17 protein-coding genes are annotated in these 17,926 nt (G+C 71.6%); 5 read left to right on the top strand and 12 right to left on the bottom strand.

Annotated elements, in window-relative coordinates; genetic code table 11:
* The first annotated feature begins 75 nt into the window (after nucleotides 1-75).
* Nucleotides 76-1,098 carry a LacI family DNA-binding transcriptional regulator gene (locus ADK54_RS10785; protein WP_053725407.1) on the top strand — a complete coding sequence of 341 codons (1,023 nt, stop codon included), beginning with the start codon at nucleotides 76-78 and terminating at the stop codon, nucleotides 1,096-1,098.
* Between the two features lie 42 nt (nucleotides 1,099-1,140).
* Here the strand turns inward: ADK54_RS10785 and ADK54_RS10780 are convergent, their stop codons facing one another.
* Nucleotides 1,141-1,719: a DUF4352 domain-containing protein gene (locus ADK54_RS10780; protein WP_053725350.1), complete on the bottom strand. Its 579-nt coding sequence runs from the start codon at nucleotides 1,717-1,719 to the stop codon at nucleotides 1,141-1,143.
* Between the two features lie 187 nt (nucleotides 1,720-1,906).
* On the opposite strand from ADK54_RS10780, the gene ADK54_RS10775 reads away from it, so the two are divergent.
* The 3 genes from ADK54_RS10775 (at nucleotide 1,907) to ADK54_RS10765 (ending at nucleotide 5,203) form a co-directional block, all read left to right on the top strand.
* Nucleotides 1,907-2,200, top strand: a complete 294-nt coding sequence (locus tag ADK54_RS10775; RefSeq protein ID WP_053725349.1) for a hypothetical protein — start codon at nucleotides 1,907-1,909, stop codon at nucleotides 2,198-2,200.
* Nucleotides 2,201-2,347: 147 nt separating this feature from the next.
* On the top strand, nucleotides 2,348-3,532 hold the full coding sequence (locus tag ADK54_RS10770; protein WP_053725348.1) for a thiolase family protein: 1,185 nt from the start codon (nucleotides 2,348-2,350) through the stop codon (nucleotides 3,530-3,532).
* Nucleotides 3,533-3,766: 234 nt separating this feature from the next.
* Nucleotides 3,767-5,203 (top strand): benzaldehyde dehydrogenase, encoded by a 1,437-nt coding sequence (locus tag ADK54_RS10765; RefSeq protein WP_053725347.1) that lies wholly within the window; start codon nucleotides 3,767-3,769, stop codon nucleotides 5,201-5,203.
* Nucleotides 5,204-5,254: 51 nt separating this feature from the next.
* Here ADK54_RS10765 and ADK54_RS10760 read toward each other — a convergent pair whose 3' ends face one another.
* Nucleotides 5,255-5,503: a DoxX family protein gene (locus tag ADK54_RS10760; protein WP_078966278.1), complete on the bottom strand. Its 249-nt coding sequence runs from the start codon at nucleotides 5,501-5,503 to the stop codon at nucleotides 5,255-5,257.
* A 155-nt stretch (nucleotides 5,504-5,658) separates the two neighbouring features.
* Between ADK54_RS10760 and ADK54_RS10755 the strand changes: the two genes are divergently transcribed.
* Nucleotides 5,659-6,582 carry an AEC family transporter gene (locus ADK54_RS10755; RefSeq protein ID WP_234392000.1) on the top strand — a complete coding sequence of 308 codons (924 nt, stop codon included), beginning with the start codon at nucleotides 5,659-5,661 and terminating at the stop codon, nucleotides 6,580-6,582.
* A gap of 4 nt (nucleotides 6,583-6,586) precedes the next feature.
* Here the strand turns inward: ADK54_RS10755 and ADK54_RS10750 are convergent, their stop codons facing one another.
* The 10 genes from ADK54_RS10750 to trxA form a co-directional block, all read right to left on the bottom strand.
* Nucleotides 6,587-7,510: an endo alpha-1,4 polygalactosaminidase gene (locus tag ADK54_RS10750; protein ID WP_078966277.1), complete on the bottom strand. Its 924-nt coding sequence runs from the start codon at nucleotides 7,508-7,510 to the stop codon at nucleotides 6,587-6,589.
* A complete protein-coding gene (locus ADK54_RS10745; protein WP_053725405.1) occupies nucleotides 7,507-8,169 on the bottom strand; it encodes a spherulation-specific family 4 protein in 663 nt (220 codons plus the stop codon). The genes ADK54_RS10750 and ADK54_RS10745 overlap by 4 nt, the downstream gene beginning before the upstream one ends.
* Entirely contained in the window at nucleotides 8,166-9,074 is a 909-nt protein-coding gene (locus ADK54_RS10740; protein WP_053725344.1) for an NAD-dependent epimerase/dehydratase family protein, read from the bottom strand. The genes ADK54_RS10745 and ADK54_RS10740 overlap by 4 nt, the downstream gene beginning before the upstream one ends.
* A gap of 7 nt (nucleotides 9,075-9,081) precedes the next feature.
* Nucleotides 9,082-9,795, bottom strand: a complete 714-nt coding sequence (locus ADK54_RS10735; protein ID WP_053725343.1) for a nucleotidyltransferase family protein — start codon at nucleotides 9,793-9,795, stop codon at nucleotides 9,082-9,084.
* A gap of 31 nt (nucleotides 9,796-9,826) precedes the next feature.
* Nucleotides 9,827-10,828: an SDR family NAD(P)-dependent oxidoreductase gene (locus ADK54_RS10730; protein ID WP_053725342.1), complete on the bottom strand. Its 1,002-nt coding sequence runs from the start codon at nucleotides 10,826-10,828 to the stop codon at nucleotides 9,827-9,829.
* 100 nt (nucleotides 10,829-10,928) lie between these two features.
* Nucleotides 10,929-12,317 (bottom strand): hypothetical protein, encoded by a 1,389-nt coding sequence (locus ADK54_RS10725; RefSeq protein ID WP_053725341.1) that lies wholly within the window; start codon nucleotides 12,315-12,317, stop codon nucleotides 10,929-10,931.
* Nucleotides 12,314-13,858, bottom strand: a complete 1,545-nt coding sequence (gene pelF / locus ADK54_RS10720) for a GT4 family glycosyltransferase PelF (protein WP_078966276.1) — start codon at nucleotides 13,856-13,858, stop codon at nucleotides 12,314-12,316. The genes ADK54_RS10725 and pelF overlap by 4 nt, the downstream gene beginning before the upstream one ends.
* Before the next feature lie 100 nt (nucleotides 13,859-13,958).
* A complete protein-coding gene (locus ADK54_RS10715; RefSeq protein ID WP_053725404.1) occupies nucleotides 13,959-16,070 on the bottom strand; it encodes a hypothetical protein in 2,112 nt (703 codons plus the stop codon).
* A 565-nt stretch (nucleotides 16,071-16,635) separates the two neighbouring features.
* Nucleotides 16,636-17,169: a hypothetical protein gene (locus ADK54_RS10710; protein WP_053725403.1), complete on the bottom strand. Its 534-nt coding sequence runs from the start codon at nucleotides 17,167-17,169 to the stop codon at nucleotides 16,636-16,638.
* A 292-nt stretch (nucleotides 17,170-17,461) separates the two neighbouring features.
* The gene (gene trxA, locus ADK54_RS10705) at nucleotides 17,462-17,827 is read right to left on the bottom strand and encodes a thioredoxin (protein ID WP_053725340.1); all 366 of its coding nucleotides are present in this window, start codon (nucleotides 17,825-17,827) and stop codon (nucleotides 17,462-17,464) included.
* Nucleotides 17,828-17,926 lie beyond the last annotated feature (99 nt).

Genomic DNA, 17,926 nt, shown 5'->3' with positions numbered 1-17,926 from the left:
AAGCACTGTGTAGCATCGAATTCAGGCCATCCGCTAGACCCCGAGCGGGATGCGTCTGGAAAGATGCCGATCGCGATGAGCCAGACACCCAAGCAGCCTGCCGACCGTCCCGTCCCGACCAGCGCCGATGTGGCCCGCCTGGCCGGGGTCTCGCGGGCGACCGTGAGCTACGTACTCAACAACACCTCGGCTGTGCGGATCAGCGAACCCACCCGGGTCCGCGTCCGCGCCGCCGCCGAGGAGCTGGGCTATGTCCCGCACGCCGCGGCCCGCAGCCTGCGCGCCGGCCACACCCGGATCGTGCTGCTGCCCACGGCCCACATCCCGGTCGGCCCGCTCTACAGCCGGTTCTTCAACGAGCTCCAGTGGGAGCTGCGCCGGCTGGACTACACGGTCGTCCAGTACGGCAGCCTCGGGCTCGGCGCGGACGAGGCGGCCCGCGCGTGGGCCGAACTGCGGCCGGTCGCCGTGGTCTCGCTCGGCGAGATCGAACTCACCCCGCAGGGCGTCCAACTCCTCAAGCGCTCCGGGGCCCGGGCGGTCATAACGCTCGGCCCGCAGCGCGTCGAGGGCGCCCACGCGCTCGTGATGGACCAGCGCGAGATCGGCGAGAGCGCGGTGGCCCACCTCCGTGAGCGGGGCCGCCGCCGCATTGGCGTGCTGATCCCCGAGGAGCTCGGCCTCGAACTCTTCTCCAAGCCCCGCCTGGCCGGCGCCCGCAAGGCCGCGCACGGCACCGACGCGGTGATCGAGCCGGTGACGATGGCGTACACGGAGGAGTCGGCGGCCGAACTGGCGGGCCGCTGGCGCGAGTTGGGCCTCGACGCGGTGTTCGCCTACAACGACGAGTACGCGATGCTCCTGATGAGCGCCCTCCAGGACGCTGACATCGATGTCCCCGGTGAGACCGCGGTGATCGGCGCGGACGACCTCCTGCTCGGCCGACTGCTGCGCCCCCGCCTGAGCACGGTCCACGTGGAGATGGTGACCGGCCGCCACCTGGCCGAGCTGGTCGACCGCGTGGTGCGCGACCCGGACGGCACCCCGGAGCGGCACGACCTGATGGGGGCCAGGGCGCTGCCGCGCGAGTCGAGCTGAGTGGACGCCTCGGCCTTGCCAGCCGGGGCGCCCGAGGCGGGGCTACTTCACGGACCACTGGCCCGTCTGGTCGGCGAACCCGCTGTCCATGGTGAACTGCACGGTGGCGATCTTCGACGTCTTCGGCACCTCGAACAGGATCCAGCCGAGGGCCTTGTCGCCGGGCGCAACCTTGGCGGCCGCGGGCATCAGCGGCCCGGCGGTGATCTCACCGAACGTCGTGTGGAACCGCTGACCAGAGGTGTCGGCGACCTGCGACCCGTTCGATGGGCTGTCCTCATAGGCGGCCGAGCCGGTGTTGACTAGCTCGAACTGCGCCGCCACCCACCGATTCCCGTCCTTCGGAGCCAAGAACCCATTGGCGCTCACGGCCGGGTCGAGCCACCGCTTGACCGTGACGTCGAGTTGCGCGCCCTTGCTTGTTCCCTTGAGGGTGATGGTGTCGCCGACAGCGGCGGTCTTCGGGCGGCCCGCTGTGGACTGTGCGGCCCGGGACGACCCGGTCGCCGAGGGTTTGCTGTCGTTGGGCTTGGTGGTGACCGTGTTTCCACTTGTGCAGGCGGTGCCCGCGAGGAGGAGAAGCACGCCTGAGCTGATGGCATGGGCGATGGTGCGACGCATGGTGCCCCCCAGATGGTGCATGGTTGAGGGTCGCAGTGTGGGCGCAGTGCCGACCAGCCGCGACCGATGTGGTCGGGTTGTGACGACTTAGCCGTCTCCAGGTGACTTGATCGTGTCGGCTGGGACTTGCGAGGTGCGCGGGACGCGGCGGCGTGCGGTCGGGCCCCCGGGTGTTTAGCGTCGGAGCATGAGCAACCAACCGCAGCGCGCCAGTCGCCACCCCCAGCGTTTCGAGATCCTGCTCGTTCCCGAGCACGTCGAGGACCGGGGCGATGCCTCGGTGGTGGACAGCGCCGTGCGGTCCGCCGTCGTCGAGGCAACCGGTGAGTGGGGGGTCTCGGGCTATCCGCGGTACGCCGGGCACGGCATCGAGGCCGAGATCGACTCCGCCACCCGAGCTGTCGAGGCGGTGCTCGTCGACGGGTCCGAACTGGACATCGGGCTCGGCGTGGTGCTCAGGGAGGTCCCGGCCCGGCCGTGACGGTGATCGCGTTGTGGCCGGGGCCCGTTGACAGCGGACTGCGGTGGGCAGAGACTCGGGCGCAGCCATTCATGAACATCACTTCACTGGGCGAACAGGCCGCCGTGGCGGCCCCGAACCGGTGAGGAGATCCGTGGGAGAGACCCGATGAGCATCCGCGACGTGTACATCGTCGACGCCGTCCGCACCCCGATCGGCAAGTTCGGGGGTGCGCTCGCCCCGGTGCGGCCCGACGACCTCGCCGCGCACGTGGTCAGGTCGCTGGTGGAGCGCACCCCGGAGCTCGACCCGGCCCGCATCGACGACGTGTACTTCGGCGACGCCAACGGCGCGGGGGAGGACAACCGCGACGTGGCCCGCATGGCAGTGCTGCTCGCCGGGCTGCCCGTCTCGGTTCCGGGCGTCACTGTCAACCGCCTCTGCGGCTCCGGCCTCGAAGCCGTGATCCAGGCGGCCCGCGCCATCGCCGTCGGCGACGCCTCGATCGCCGTCGCGGGCGGCGTCGAGTCGATGTCCCGCGCCCCCTGGGTCGTCCAGAAGCCCGAGCGCGCCTTCCCCGCCGGCCACCAGCAGATGTACTCGACCACCCTCGGCTGGCGCATGACCAACCCGAAGATGCCCGCCGAGTGGACGGTCGCCCTCGGCGAGGGCGCCGAACTCATCGCCGACAAGCACGGCATCACCCGCGAACAGCAGGACGCCTTCGCCCTCGACAGCCACCGCAAGGCCGCCGAGGCATGGGCCAAGGGGCTGTACGACGGCGAAGTCGTCCCGTACGACGGTGTCGATCTGGTCCGCGACGAATGCATCCGGGAGTCCTCCACCCTGGAGGCGCTCGCCCGGCTCAAGCCCGCCTTCCGCACGGACGGTTCGGTGACCGCGGGCAACGCCTCGCCGCTCAACGACGGCGCCGCGGCCCTGCTCCTCGTCGACGAGGAGGGGCTGGGCGCCACCGGCCGTGAGCCGCTCGCCCGCATCCGCAGCTCCGCCGTGACCGGCATCGAGCCCCAGCTCTTCGGGCTCGGCCCGGTCGAAGCCGTCCACAAGGCGCTCGCCAAGGCGGGCAGGGACTTCGGCGACCTCACCACCTTCGAGCTGAACGAGGCGTTCGCCGCCCAGTCGCTCGGCTGCCTCGCCGAATGGCCCGGCCTCGACCCCGCCGTGGTCAACCCCCGCGGCGGCGCCATCGCCATCGGCCACCCGCTCGGCGCCTCCGGCGCCCGGCTCGCCGGAGCCGTCGCCCACCAGCTGGCCGCCGCCGGCTCCGGCACGGGCCTCGCGGCCCTCTGCATCGGAGTGGGCCAGGGCCTGGCCCTCGTGCTGCAGCGCTAACAGTCCTGGTGCGCAAAGGATTTGAGAATCCCGAGGCGGCCGCTCCGGGTTTCGTTGAGCGGTGAATCACCTTACGATGGCCGCTCGCGCACCCGGCTGGCCGCGTCCCGTACGGGATGCATCCGCATGCCCGCCCGGCTCAACTGGCATTCCCTGTACGGCCGTTGATGGCGGTTGTGCCCGGCGCGGCACCTACGACTCCCCTCGGACGACAGAGTGACTGGAGAAGGCTTCATGACCCTGCTCGACCCCAAGACGTGGCAGCCCAGAACGCTTGCCGGGGGTGAGTACGAGGTCGTCGAGCCCGCCACGGGGGAGTCGCTCGGTGTCGTCACCCTCGCCGGAGGCGAGGACGTCGAGGTGGCCGCCGAAGCCGCCGCGGCGGCGCAGGGCGTCTGGGCGCGGACCCCTCACTTCGCGCGTGCGGCCGTCCTGCGCCGGGCGGGCGACCTGTTCGCGCACCACGCCGACGAGCTGCGGGAATGGCTGGTCCGCGAGTCCGGATCGGTGTCCGGCAAGGCGGACTTCGAGCTGCACGTCGCCGCGCAGGAGTGCTACGAGGCCGCCGCTCTCGCCTCCCGGCCGCTCGGCGAGGTGCTGCCGAGCGAGCAGCCCCGGCTCTCGTACACCCGGCGGGTCCCGGTCGGCGTGACCGGCGTGATCGCCCCGTTCAACGCCCCGCTCATCCTCGCCATCCGCTCGGTGGCCCCCGCCCTCGCGCTCGGCAACGCGGTGCTGCTCAAGCCCGACCCGCGTACCGCCGTCTGCGGCGGGCTCGCGCTCGGGGCGGTGTTCGCCGAGGCCGGACTGCCCGGGGGGCTGCTGCACATCCTGCCCGGCGGCGCCGAGACCGGTCAGGCACTCGTCGCCGACGCGCGGATCCCCGTCATCTCGTTCACCGGATCGACCGCCGCCGGACGTCGGGTCGGCGAGGCGGCGGGCCGTCAACTCAAGCGCGCCCACCTGGAGTTGGGTGGCAACTCGGCACTTGTCGTGCTCGCCGACGCGGACATCGAGGGCGCGATCGCCCAGGCCACCTGGGGGTCCTTCTTCCACCAGGGCCAGATCTGCATGACCACCGGCCGGCACCTCGTGCACGCCTCGTTGTACGAGGAGTACGTCGAGCGGCTCGCCGCCAAGGCCGACGCGCTGGCCGTCGGCGACCCGTACCGCGAGCAGGTCCACCTCGGCCCGGTCATCGACCGGGCCCAACTCGCCAAGGTCCACGGCCTGGTGGAGTCCAGCACCGCGCGCGGCGCCCGGCTCGTCGCGGGCGGCACCCATCGGGACCTCTTCTACCGCCCCACCGTGCTCGCCGACGTCGACGACCACACCCCCGCCTATGCCGAGGAGGTCTTCGGCCCGGTCGCGCCGGTCCGCCCGTTCGCCACCCCGGACGAGGCGGTGGCCCTGGCGGCGGCCGGCCCGTACGGTCTCTCGCTCGGCATCGTCACCCGGGACACCGCGCTCGGCCTGGAACTCGCCGACCGCATCCCGACCGGGATCGTCCACATCAACGACCAGACGGTCAACGACGAGGCGGTCGCGCCCTTCGGCGGCATCGCGGCCTCAGGAACCGGCGCCCGGTTCGGCGGCTCGGCCAACCTGGACGCCTTCACCGAACTGCGCTGGACCACGGTGCGCCGCGAACCGGCGGGCCATCCGTTCTAGTGCCGCATCCGGCGACGTTCGCCCTGCCGACGAGGGCGTGCGGGTCGGCGTTCACCGTGCCAGGGCGAGGGCGAGGGATGCCACGGACAACGCCAGAAACGTCCCGGGAAACGCCATGTTGTGGTGCACGCGGGTCTGTACATGTCTGATGACGGCACAGAGGAAGAACTGCACAAGACCGACCGCGGCGGCGATGCCGAGGAGCCGAACTCCCAGGAGCCCGAGCGCCAGCCCGACGGCTCCGGCGGCCTTGAGCACGGCGAAGGTGGGGGGCCACCGACGAGCGCGAGGGCCACCCACCCCGCGTCGGCGGCGTCACCGACCAACCGGACGACTGGCCGGGCCACCCCGGCAGGACGACGCGCGCCGTACGTGACGGGCCGGACACGGACGGCCGTTCGGATACCGCGACCCCGACCGCGAGCATCGGACACCGGTCGGGCATCCTTGCCCGCGTGCACTCGGTTCTCTCCGGCTTCCTGCCCATCTGGACCATCACCGCGTTCGGCTGGGCCGCCGGGCGGTTCAACCTTCTTGGCGACCAGGCCCAACAGGTCCTCGGTCGCTTCGCGTTCACCTTCGCCATGCCCTCGCTGCTGTTCCTCACGATGGCGAAGTCACGGCCCGGCGAGCTGGCGCAGCCCGGCGTCGTGGTGTTCGCCCTCAGCCTGCTCGCCGTGTTCGCCGCGGGGCTGGTCGCGAGCAGGCGGCTCTTCAGGCGCAAGAAGGCCGAGCAGGCGATCGGCGCGATGGCCGCGTCCTATGTGAACTCGGCGAACCTCGGCATCCCGGTCGCCGTGCACGTCCTGCACGACACGTCGTTCATCGTGGCGGCGGCCCTGTTCCAGATGCTGTTCATCACGCCGCTGATCCTGGTGCTCATAGAACTCGACGTACGCCGGGACGCGGGCAGGCGCTGGCTGCGGATGCTCCAACTACCCATACGCAACCCGGTAGTCGGGGCATCGGCTGCGGGCGTGGCCGTCGCCGCACTCGGGCTGAACCTGCCCGACGAGGTGACCTCGCCGCTCACCATCCTCGGCGGCGGCGCCGTCCCCGCGGCCCTGTTCGCGCTCGGCATGTCGCTCACCGTACGGGCCGCGGCCGACCCGGGGGAGGGGGCCGAGCGCGGCCTGCTCGTCGCCCTCAAGATCGCCGTACAGCCGCTGCTCGCCTACGCGTTGGGCAGGTGGGCCTTCGGGCTCGGCGGGCACGAGCTGTTCGCGGTGGTGCTCTGCGCCGGACTGCCCACGGCGCAGAACGCCTTCATCTTCGCCTCCGAATACCGGCTCGACACGTCGCTCCCCAGGGACACCGTGCTGCTCTCGACCCTCCTGTCGATGGCGTCCCTGTCCCTGATCGCCGTACTCCTCGGCTGACCGCTCAGCAGGGCTGGCGCCAGACGTCCAGCTTGAGGTTCTTGCGCATCGAGGAGAGCCCGAGCTTGTCGGACTCGGCGCAGAAGTCCTTGGTGGGCAGCTCGTACTCGACGTGGAACACCGCCTTGTCCGCCTTCACGAACGGCGTGAGCTTGGCGCACTCGTCGTATTGCGCGCACTGCTCGTTGACCGCGAACTCGAAGTCCGGCACCAGCTCGGGAATCTGCTGGAGATCGTTCTTGAGCCCCACCGCGAGACCCCGCGCGTGCGCGATCCCGGAGAGCATGCGGTTGTACGCCAGCTGGTCCGCGGCTGTGAGCGGGAAGCCCGTCTTGTTGGCGTAGCCGTCCATCAGGTCGGGCTCCACCGCGTCGAAGCCCTTCTGCTTGCACATGTCGAAGCGGCGTTCCATCAGCGGACGCAGCACGTCGATCTGCCGGATGTCGAGCCAGCGCTCGCCCTCCCAGCCGTTGTTCTCGCCCAGTACCGCGGCCGGGAAGTCCCCCTTGTCGGGCCGGAAGTTCTCCCAGGCGCCCGCGTTGATGTAGCAGATCGCCTTGCGGCCCTGGCCGTGCAGTTTGGCGACGTCGGCCGCGGTGTTCTCGAAGCCGTCGATGTCGTACACCGGGACATCGGGGCCGTCCTGCACCCGGCCGTTGAGCTGCCACTGCCAGGCGGTGCCGGGCTTCGGCTGCCACGGCTTCGCCGGGGCCGAACCGCTCGGGGAGGGGGATGGAGTGGCGGGCGCGCTCGGCTTGGGCGTTGTGGTGGAGGAGTGGGAAGGAGAGGGCGTGGCCGTCGGCCGCGGGGTGTCCGGGCCGTCCGCGTCGTCGTCCGAGGGGTCGGACGAACAGGCGGTGGCGAGCAGGAGCAGGGCGACGGCGGTGCAGAGCAGCGCCATCGGGGTGCGGGCCAGGGTGCGGTTCATGGCGTCTTTCCGGGAAGCACGGGCGGCAGCGCCGCCCACGGATTGGGTAGCTCGCGTTCGACCACGCAGCACACACCCGCGCCGCGGTCCCCGGTCGTTCGCAGGGCGAGCGCGAGGAGCGCCCCGGGCACGCCGTACACCAGGTGGCACAGGCGCTCCGGCGGCTGGCGGTCGGCCCAGCCGGGGCGGGTGAAGGCGGACACATAGGTGTCCCAGTGTCCTTCGAAGGTGACGAGGAGATCGGCGATCCGCAGATACCCGGGGGCGGGATGCACCCCCGGGTTGAGCACCACGGTGGCCGCGCCCGCCCGCCGCGCGGCCCGGGCGACCTGCCGCACGAACGGCAGCCCGGTCCGGTCGGCGGGCGCCCGGTCCAGGAAGCAGCCGTCGGCCCCGTACCAGGCGCGATGCCGCTCGACGTCCCGCACTACGTCGGCGAGCGGCCGGGCGCCGTAGTCCAGGTCGACATAGCCGAGCACCCGGACGCCGGCCGAGCGCAGTACCTCGACCGGCTCGATGAACGCCGGGTCCGGGGCCGCGCCCGGCCCGTCCGCTGCGTTGAGCACCACCCCGTAGAGGCCGGCCGCCGCATCGGCGAGCCGCCGCCAGGCCGCCGGGTCCTCGGCGGGGTGGACGTAGAGCGGAACGAGCAGCATCAGTGCACCGGTTCCCGGTCCGGCTCGGCGCGCACGGCCGCCCACAGCGCCGACACCGAATCGGCGAGGGCGTACTGGGGAGACCAGCCCAGGGTGGTGCGGGCCGCGCTCGGGTCGGAGCACTGCCAGGGCACGTCCGCCGAGCGCGCCGAGCCCTCGGCGTTCTCCTCGATGTGGCCCTTGAACCCCGCGGCGCGGACCAGTTCGTGCACCAACTCCCTTACGGGGACGGCCTGTCCGCGCGCGATGTTCAGCACCGGGGGCAGCGGGCCGCCGTCGGTGGCCGCCAGGACCGCGGCGTGGGCGACGTCCCGCGCGTCCACGAAGTCGCGGTGCGCGGAGAGGTCGCCGAGCCGCACCGAGGACCGGGGCCCCAGATCGCGCAGTTGCCGGGCGAGGCGGCCCGGCAGCCCGGCGGCGGGCGCGCCGGGACCGACCGGGTTGGTGATCCGCAGGACCACCGCGTCGAGGCCGGAGGAGGTGACGGCCAGGGTGCCCGCCAGCTTGGTGGCTCCGTACAGGGTGCTCGGGCGGGCCGCGGACTGCTCGGTGACGTGCTCCCCGATCCCGCTCGGCCCGTACTCGGCGGCCGAGCCGAAGTGGACGAGCCGGGCGGTCGGGGCGGCCTCGCGCAGCGCCGCGCACAGCACGGCCGGACCCCGCACGTTGGCCTCGGCCAGCGCCATCGACTGCGGTCCCACCGCCCCCGCGCAGTTGATGACGGCGTCGGGGGCGTACGAGAAGAGCCGTTCGGCGAGCGGGCCGGGGCCGACGGTGGCGACGTCCACGGCGAGGTCTGCCGTCGGGCCCCGGCCCGCGCCGAAGAACCGCACGCCGGGCAGGGCGCGCAGCTCCCGGGCGACATGGCCGCCCAGGTAGCCGCTGTGGCCCAGTACGAGAATGCGCATGGGCGGGTCAGGCCCCCTTGAGTAGGAGGGAACGGTGGGTGGTGAACTCGGCGTTCGCCCGGTCGTAGTCGTCCGGGCGCCCGATGTCGAGCCAGTACCCGTCGAACGCGTAGGCGTGCGGCGGGGTTTCGGCCTTGAGGAGGTCGAGCACCAGCTCGTCGAAGCCCAGCGGCAGGCCCGGCGTGTAGCCGGCCAGTGTGTCGAGGGACAGGCCGTACACGCCCATCGAGACCCGGTAGTCCATGCTGGGCTTCTCGGTGAACGCCACCACCTTGGTGTCGTCGGTGGTCAGCACCCCGAAGTCGATGAGCACCTTGCGGGCGTACGTGGCGATCGTGAGCGGGGCGCCGCTGGTGCGGTGCTGGGTGAGCACGTCCGCGTAGTCGAGGTCGGTGAGGATGTCCCCGTTCATGACGAGGAAGGACTTCGGCAGCCGGTCCCGCATGGTGAGCAGCGGGCCGATCGTGCCGAGCGGGCTCTCCTCGGTGCTGTAGTCGATGTCGAGACCCCAGCGTTCGCCGTCGCCCACATAGGCACGGATGATCTGGCCCAGGTGGCCGATCGCGATGGTGCATCCGGTGAACCCGGCGGCCGCGAGCTGGCGCAGCACGATCTCCAGGATCGCGTGCTGGTCGCCGATCGGGACCAGCGGCTTGGGCAGCGCCGTGGTGTACGGCCGCAGCCGGACGCCCTTGCCTCCGGCGAGTATCACTGCGTGCATGGGAGCCTCCCTGAGGATGGGCCTTGCGAGGTCAGATGTTGTAGATGCCGGTCTTGTAGCGGGCGAGGTTGCCCGGGTCGCGGAAGAACTCCGCGGTCCGCTCCAGGCCCGGCTCCAGGCCGAACCCCGGCTGCCAGCCGGTGGCTTCGGTGAGCCGGCTCGCGTCCGCGACCAGACGCATCACTTCGGAGTTGGCGGGTCTGATGCGCTGCTCGTCCTCGCGGACGTCGAGCTCGGCGCCCATGACCTTGCCGATGAGCCGCACCAGGTCCCCGACCGAGATCTCGGTGCCGGTACCGGCGTTGAACGTGCGCCCCACGACGCGCTCGGCGGGGGCGGTCCCCACGGCGAGGAAGGCCCGCGCGGTGTCGGCGGCGAACGTGAAGTCCCGGGTCGGCCGCAGATCGCCCAGCGTGATGGTGCGCGAGCCGGCCGCGACCTGGCCGATGACGGTGGGGATCACGGCCCGCATCGACTGGCGCGGCCCGTAGGTGTTGAACGGGCGCAGCGTCACCACGGGGGTGCCGAAGCTCGCGTAGTAGCTGTCCGCGAGCCGGTCCCCGCCGGCCTTCGAAGCGGCGTACGGGGACTGGGTGTTGATCGGGTGGTCCTCGGTGATGGGCACGGTCTGCGCGGTGCCGTACGTCTCGCTGGTCGAGGTGTGCACCAGGCGCGGCGTCTCAAGGGCGCGGACCGCCTCAAGCACGTTGAGCGTGCCCGTGACGTTGGTGTCCACGTAACTGTGCGGGGCCTGGTAGGAGTACGGGATCGCGATCAGGGCGGCCAAGTGGTAGACGGCTTCGGCCCCTTCGACCAGACCGCGTACCGAGCCGGGGTCGCGGACGTCGCCGAGCACGATGTCCACCTGGTCGAGTACCTCGGGGGACAGGGTCTCCAGCCAGCCGTAGGACGAGAAGGAGTTGTACTGGGCCATCGCGCGGACCCGGTGGCCCGAGGCGACGAGGGCCTCGGTGAGGTGGGAGCCGATGAAGCCTTCGGCTCCGGTGACGGCGACAAGCGGTGCGGAAGTCAACTGCCGCTCCTTTCAACGCTGTTCAGAACATTCGGTGATCATTCGGGTGCGGTGCGTGAGACTGGTGCCCCGCCTTGTGCCGGGTGGGGCGCGGTACGGGTCAGGCGTGCGCGGTCGGCCGCCCGAGCAGGTGCAGGGTGGTGCCGGTGAGGACGACGGCGGCGGCCGCACAACAGAGCAGTTCGGTGAGCGGGCCCGGGGGCGGCGAGAGAAGCCCGGCCGAGGCGACCCCGGCCGCGGCGGCCAGGCTGACGGCGGCCGGCGGCCAGGCGATGCCGAACGCCTGGAGCAGCAGCGCCGTCCACAGCAGCGCGGCGAGCGCGAGCAGGGGCGCGGGCTCCGCCCCGGTGAGCAGCGCCGCGGGGAACAGCGGGAGCAGGTGGACGAGGAGGCAACCCCCGAGGACGGCGGCCGAGCGCCACCGGAACGCGGCCGGGGTGGCCGTCGCCCGCAGCGCCGCGACCGACAGGCCCCGGTAGCGGTAGAGCAGCCATTCGGCCGGTCCCATGCTGAGCGTCAGCGCGATCACCGCGAGCGGATGGAGCCGCCCGGCGAACGCCACGAGCACACCGGCGGCCAGTCCGAAGAGCCCGTACGGCAGTGAGGCGACGAGCCGGGGCGCGGCCGAGGAGGTGGCCGCGGGCTCCTTCAGCGCCTCCCGCAGACAGTGGCCGACGGCCGCGACCACCAGGACCAGGGTGAGCACGCACAGACCCACCCGCACCAATGCGCCCGGCTCCCGGAACGGCAGGACCGCGGCCCCCGCGATGAGCGGGCTGAGCGCGCCGAGCAGGAGCCGCTCGCGCGCCAGGACCAGGAGGATCCCGGCGGCCGCGAGATAGCAGGACTGGCCCGCCACGAAGAACGCCGCTTTGCTAGGCCCCACGATCGCGAAGCCCGTGGCGCAGGCCAGCACCGCGCCGAGCGGCGCGCCCGCCAGCAGCGTGCGGGCCGCCTCGGCCCGGCCCGACGCCATCCGCAGATAGGCGCGGTGGCCGAGGCCCTGCCCCCACGCCCAGGAGACGAGGCCCGCCACGACCAGGGCGAGAACCGCACGGTCGCTCTGCCACAGCCGGGCGGTCAGCGGATAGGCGAGCCCGGGCAGCGCGAACAGGGCGCCGCGCAGCGCGCACCGCACCGGGTCGGGCTTCCACGGGTCGGCGGCCGCGGGCGGCTCCGGGTAGCTGCGCGGCACCCGCCGGTACAGGTCCTCGGCGAGCGCGAACAGGTTGCCGTGGCCGTACTCGTCCGCGATCTGTTGGGCCGTCAGGCCCTCGGACTCCAACAGCGCCGCGACCTCGTAGGCGTGGACCGCGGGCCCGATCTGCTCGGCGAGCTCGGCGGCGAGCCGGTCCACCGCCGCGTCCCTGCCCGTGCGCGCGGGCGCCCGGCCCGGCAGGCGCAGCGTCATCGTGGACTCCGTGGCGAGCCGGAGCGTCAGCGTGTCGTCGCGGCCGTCGGGCGGCTCCAGACGGACGGGCCCGCTCATCCGGCCACCCGGCTCAGCTCGGCGGGGACCAGGCGCAGGGCCATCGTGGTGTCCTCGCTGTGTTCTCCTCGTTCTCCTCGCCCGACCGGGACGGCCCCGCCGCGTACGGAGAGTTCGAGATAGATGGCCCGGAAGGTGTCGACGGTCTGGCGCAGCGTGAACTGCTCGACGACGCGCAGCCGGGCCGCTTCCCCCATGGCCGCCCGGCGCACCGGGTCGCCGAGGAGTTCCAGGGCGGCCGCGGCCATCGCGTCCGGATCGCGCGGCGGCACCACGAGACCGGCCGGGCCGACCGCCTCGCGCACCCCGCCCACATCGGTGGAGACCGTGGCCCGGCCGCACGACATGGCCTCGATCAGTGTGAAGGGGAAGCCTTCGCTGATGCTGGACAGCATGACCACGTTGCCCGCCGCGTAGGCGTCCCGGATGTCCTCGACGCGGCCCTCGAAGGTGACCGCGCCGCCCTGGTCGAGCGAGTCGGCAAGCGCCTCGCACCGCTCCCGGTACGCCTCGCCGCCCCGGGGCGTGCCGCCGAACAGGCGCAGGGTGGCTTCGGGGAGTTCGCTGCGCACCTTGGCGAAGGCGCGGATGAGCGTCTCCAGGTCCTTGATGGGGTCAACTCGTCCTGCCCAGCTGAGAGTTGGGGTCTCGGGTTCGGGTCCGGCGGGCGGGAACGCCGCCGGGTCGACCCCGTTGTAGACGGTGCGGATCAGCTGCGGATCGGCCCCGCCCTGCTCCTCCCACAGCCGGTTGTACTGGTTGCCCGGCGTGATCAGCGCGGCCCGCCGATATGTCTCCTCGGCGAGCAGCCGGAAGAACCCGAGCAGCACCGCCTTGACCGGCCAGCGGTACGGGGCGGTCCGGTAGCCCAGATAGCGCTCGCGCAGATAGACGCCGTGCTCGGTCAACAGCAGGGGCACGCCGTGGAGTTCGGTCCCGACGAGCCCGGGAAGCACGGCCACTCCGCCGCTGACCGCGTGCGAGACGCCCTGGCTCGGCGGGGTCGCGGCGAGCGGCCGCAGCGCGTGCTCCAGGAGCCCGGTCGCGGTGACCGCGTCGTGCAGGGTCGGCCGTGCCTCGCACACCGCGAGCCCCGGCCGGTTCCACACCTCGGTCATGACCCGGATCGCCCGGTCGCCGCGCAGCGCGGGGCTGAGCGAGCCGTCGCGGGCGGCCCGGGCCATCTCGTACAGCGCAGGACCGAACCCGCTCTCCGCCGAGGGGTCGAGCAGTGCGGTCAGGAAGCGTTCGTACGCCGTCATCAGGCGCCGTTCCTGTCGGCCGCGCGGGGCCGAACCGGCGGGCGCGGGGCCCCACATGGGGACCGAGACGGCCTCGGACGCGTGCGGCGGGAGCTCCCACACGGTGGGTTCGCGGCCCGTGCCGGTCACCGCGATGATGTCGAAGTCGATGTCGGGCATTCCGGTGACGAGCTGGTCGCACCAGACGCTCACCCCGCCGTGGCTGTGCGGATAGGTGCCCTCGGTGAGCAGGGTGACCCGCGCCGCGCCGGAGCGCGGCGCGCGGTGTGGTACGTGCATGCATGCGCTCCGCGGCTGAAGAGAGCGGTGGGTGGTGAGGGCGGCCCGGCGGCCCGCCGCCGCGGCGGCGGCGGGCGTTCGGAACCTCGGCGGACCGGTGTCAGCGCCGCTCGGTGCTGTACGGAACCGGCTTCGTGACACCGGCGGGGACCGGCGTGCGCGGTGCGCTCTGCGGCGTCGGGTGCTCGGCGGACGGCGCGGGGCGGGACTGCGGTGCCAGGGCTCTGGCGGGAGCCGGCGCGAGCGCCAGCGAGACACTGCTCTGTCCGGACTGCGGCGACACCCAGCCGGACACGCTCCCGGCGTAGGCCTGGCCGAACGCCGAAGTGCCGCTCCCCAGAACCTGGTTGGTGCCGTTCGGCATCGTCGCGGTGACGGCCACGCCCGCCGGGGCCTGCACCGTCACGCTGTCGCCGATCCGGTACGCGGTGACCTGGCCCGCCTTCACGGCGGTGTTCCAGGCGCCCCGGTTGCGCAACTCGGCGCCGATGTCCTTCATCCGCAGGTTCACCAGCGGGGCGCTGGCCGCGTACAGCGCCTTGTACTGGTCGAGCACTCCGTCAAGGACGGGATATCCGATCCGGTCCTCGGCGAGGTTGGACTGGTGGATGAAGTGCGGCCGCGGGTCGTTGCCGAGGACGTGGCCGAGGGCGACCTGGGTCTCCAGGGGCACGATGTGGTCCGTGTACCCGGTGGCCGTGCTGAGCGGCGTGGGCAGACATGTGGTGTTCGGAAGGTTCTCGCACAGGCCGCTGCCGCCCTGGGCGCGGCTGGTGTAGATCCAGTTGTACTCGTCGACCTGCTCGGAGACGTGGCCCGCGTTGTAGAAGATGTTGATCGGGTAGCGGGCGACGGTGAGCGCGGGGCCCACCTGGCGCTGCTCGGGGTCGCGCGACATGTCGGCGCCGAGCCAGTCGATCTTGTTGGCGGCGAGCGCGGGGGCCAGATACGGGTTGTCCTGCGGCTGCTGCGGCAGGAGCTTCATCCCGGAGTGCTCCCCGGTGATCAACTCATCGGATTCGACGGGCAGTCCGACGCTCTGCGCCCACTGCTGGTTGTCGGATATCTCCTTGGATATCTCGGCCTGGCTCACGTACTTCGTCGAGCCGTCCGGGTTGGTCGCGCACTTCCACGGGACCACCGACACGTCCTGCTCGCAGCCGAGGAAGGCGTGGTCGTAGGTGTGGTTGATCCAGCGGAAGTCGCCCTTGTTCAGGGCCAGTTGATCGGCGAGCGGGTCGGCCCCGCTGTGCTCCGCGCGGTACTCGACGCTGCCGCCGCCGTTGTAGGCGATGTCGAGCGTGAAGCCCCGGGACTTCTCCCAGGCGACCGCGTTCTTCACGTCGTCCGGGGTCATCCGGATCGAGTTTTCGACCCCCTGACCGGGCGGGCAGTCCACATCGCCGGGCGTGCAGTTGAGGTTGGAGTCCCAGCGGTCGTCACCGAGGAACATGTCGTCCACATGGACCGCGAAGTAGTTCCGCGAGGCGCCGAGGCGCACGTTCTGCGTCATCCAGTCGACGATGCCCCGGGCGAGCAGCTTGAACTGCTCCTGGTACTGGTTGTACGCGAAGGTGACGACCAGCTCCCGGCGCCCGTCGTGGCGGTACTCGCCGACGAGCGTGCCGTTGCCCGTCTTGCCGGGGATCGGCGCCTCGACGTAGCTCGTGAAGTCAGCGCCCGCCGCCGGTTGCGCGAGGAAGGCGTAACTTTCGCTCACCGAGGGGGAGTTGTCCTCGAACGGGACGCTCCCGTTGAGGTAGCCGAAGGGCCCGGAGCTGCGGCCGGCCGCCGTCACCTGGGCCTTGATGCCGTCCACCGAGCCGCTGTAGCCGCTGGTGGCGGCGGGTTGCAGACCCACCTGTGGACGCGCGTAGGTATAGGCGTCGACCTGCGGGATCGCATACGACTGCTCATACGCGGCGAGCGCGGCCATTTCCGCGGAGCCGGTCGGGAAGGGGTTGTCGTTCGGCAGCACCACGGCCTGGAACTTGGCGCGGGGCAGACCGTTCACGGTGTCGGAGAGGAAGGCCTGGTCGATCACGGGCCGCCCGGACTGCTTCAGGTCGACCACGGTGTACGGAGTGCCTTCGCCGTCCAGTTCCGCGGTGATGGCCTCGGTGGCGGGGCCGCCGTCCGAGACGACGAGGACCAACAGGTCGATGCGCGGCGCGGGCGTCGCCGAGTACGCCGGCGCCGCCGGTAAGCCCATGGCGAGCAGCACTGCGCCGACGGCCAGGCCGGTGATGTGTCTGCTGCGGTGTGTGTTCCGCTTCACGCGGTGAAGTCCCCTCCCCTGGAGGTCCGTTCGGCTCCCCTGCCTGCGCGGACCCCGCCCACGACGGAACGGGCCTGCCCTTGTTCGAAGGGCCCGCCGTTCCGCTCTGACGCGTCACATAGTGCGGCTCTGCGAGGAGTTTTCGAGTGGCTACTGTGAAACATGACGAAAAACCGTGGCCGCTGTGATGGGGCGCAGACCGGTGCACAGGAAGATTCGCGGGTTTCCGGATGCTCTTGGCGGGGTGTGCCGGGGCGGGAAAATCGGAGCGGCCCGGCGGAGTAACCGCTTTCGGGGCAGGGGGCGCACGACGGCGCGAACCGCCAATGGTCCAGACAACTCGGCTTTCCAGGACGTATCCGGTTTTCGGCCACGCGAGCGAAACATTCACTCGAATAAGGGTCGTGGACGTTCGATCCCGGACACACGAAACCGGCCGACCCGGGGGGATGGGCCGACCGGCATCCGTGGGCCGCGGACAGGCGCGGCCGGGGGTTGGTCAGTGAGCGCCTGCGGGGGCGGGCGTGGCGCAGTTGACGTGCATCGTCGGGGAGTTGAAGACGCCGTCCTTGTGGCTCTGGCTGTTGTTGTACTCGTAGTAGACGTACGAGTAGAACGCGATGTCGCCGTTGCAGCCGGAGGTCGCGGCTATCTGCACCGGGATGGTGACGGTGCGGCTGGTGCCCGGCGCGACCGGGACCGAGTAGTTCACGCCGAGCGTGGTGGTGCCGGCCCCGGTGCAGGTGACACCCGTGCCGGAACACGAGGCGAGCGCGTACTTGAGGTCGGTGCGCTGGGTGGTCTGCCAGGTCGGCTGAACCGACTGGTATACGAACCACACGTCGGTGGTCTGGTTGTTGGTGAAGGTCATGCTCAGGTTGACCGTGCCACCGGGGGTCGCCGCCGTGTGGTCGGCGCTGAAGCTGACGTCGGCGGCGGTGTCGGCGCTCGCGGACTGGCTCATGCCGAAGAGGGCGAGGGAGGAGGCGAGGACCGTGGCGAGGCCGAAACGCCTCAGGTGTGTGATTCGCATGAGGACGGAGAGTAGGAGGAAGCACACGCAACGTCCGCTGGATCACCACATTGTGGAGCGCTCCCTGGCTCGAACCCTGTGGGCGTGAACTGGCCGCGGATTGGCGCCAGTTGGCGTCTTGACCGCACATGACGCACAGCGTGGAGAGCCGCGACAGGTGTGCGGGGACAGGCAGCTGACCGGTAACCGATGCCCCCGGCCGGACCCAGCAATGGCGCATTCCGCCCGGGACAACGTCACGGCTCCCTCCCCTGGGCGGGGAGGGAGCCGTGATGAGTGGGAGAAGGGGGGGCTACTTCTGCTGCGCCGCCTCGACGGACTTGCGGACCTCGTCCATGTCCAGGCCGCGGGCCTGGCCGATGACGTCCTCCAGGGCCGCCTCGGGCAGCGCGCCGGGCTGGGCGAAGACCGCCACGTTGTCGCGGACGATCATCAGCGTCGGGATCGACCGGATGTCGAAGGCCTGCGCCAGCTCCTGCTGGGCCTCCGTGTCCACCTTCGCGAAGACCAGGTCGTCGTGGCGCTCGGACGCGGCCTCGTACACCGGGGCGAACTGACGGCACGGGCCGCACCAGGAGGCCCAGAAGTCGATCAGTACGAATCCGTTCTCGGACACGACCGAGTCGAAGTTCTCTTTGGTCAGCTCGACAGTCGCCATCACACACACCTCTTCCCGGCCCCGGGGGTGGGACCGCCTCGCACAACCGCGTGCGCCGCCGCGGTATTCCGTCCTTGGCGTGTGCCCCTGTGGCCATGG

Source organism: Streptomyces sp. WM6378 (assembly GCF_001279695.1).
In the GTDB taxonomy this organism is placed as follows: Bacteria; Actinomycetota; Actinomycetes; order Streptomycetales; family Streptomycetaceae; genus Streptomyces.
The sequence above is the reverse complement of the archived record's forward strand: the minus strand, read 5'-3'. Positions and strand labels throughout refer to the sequence as shown.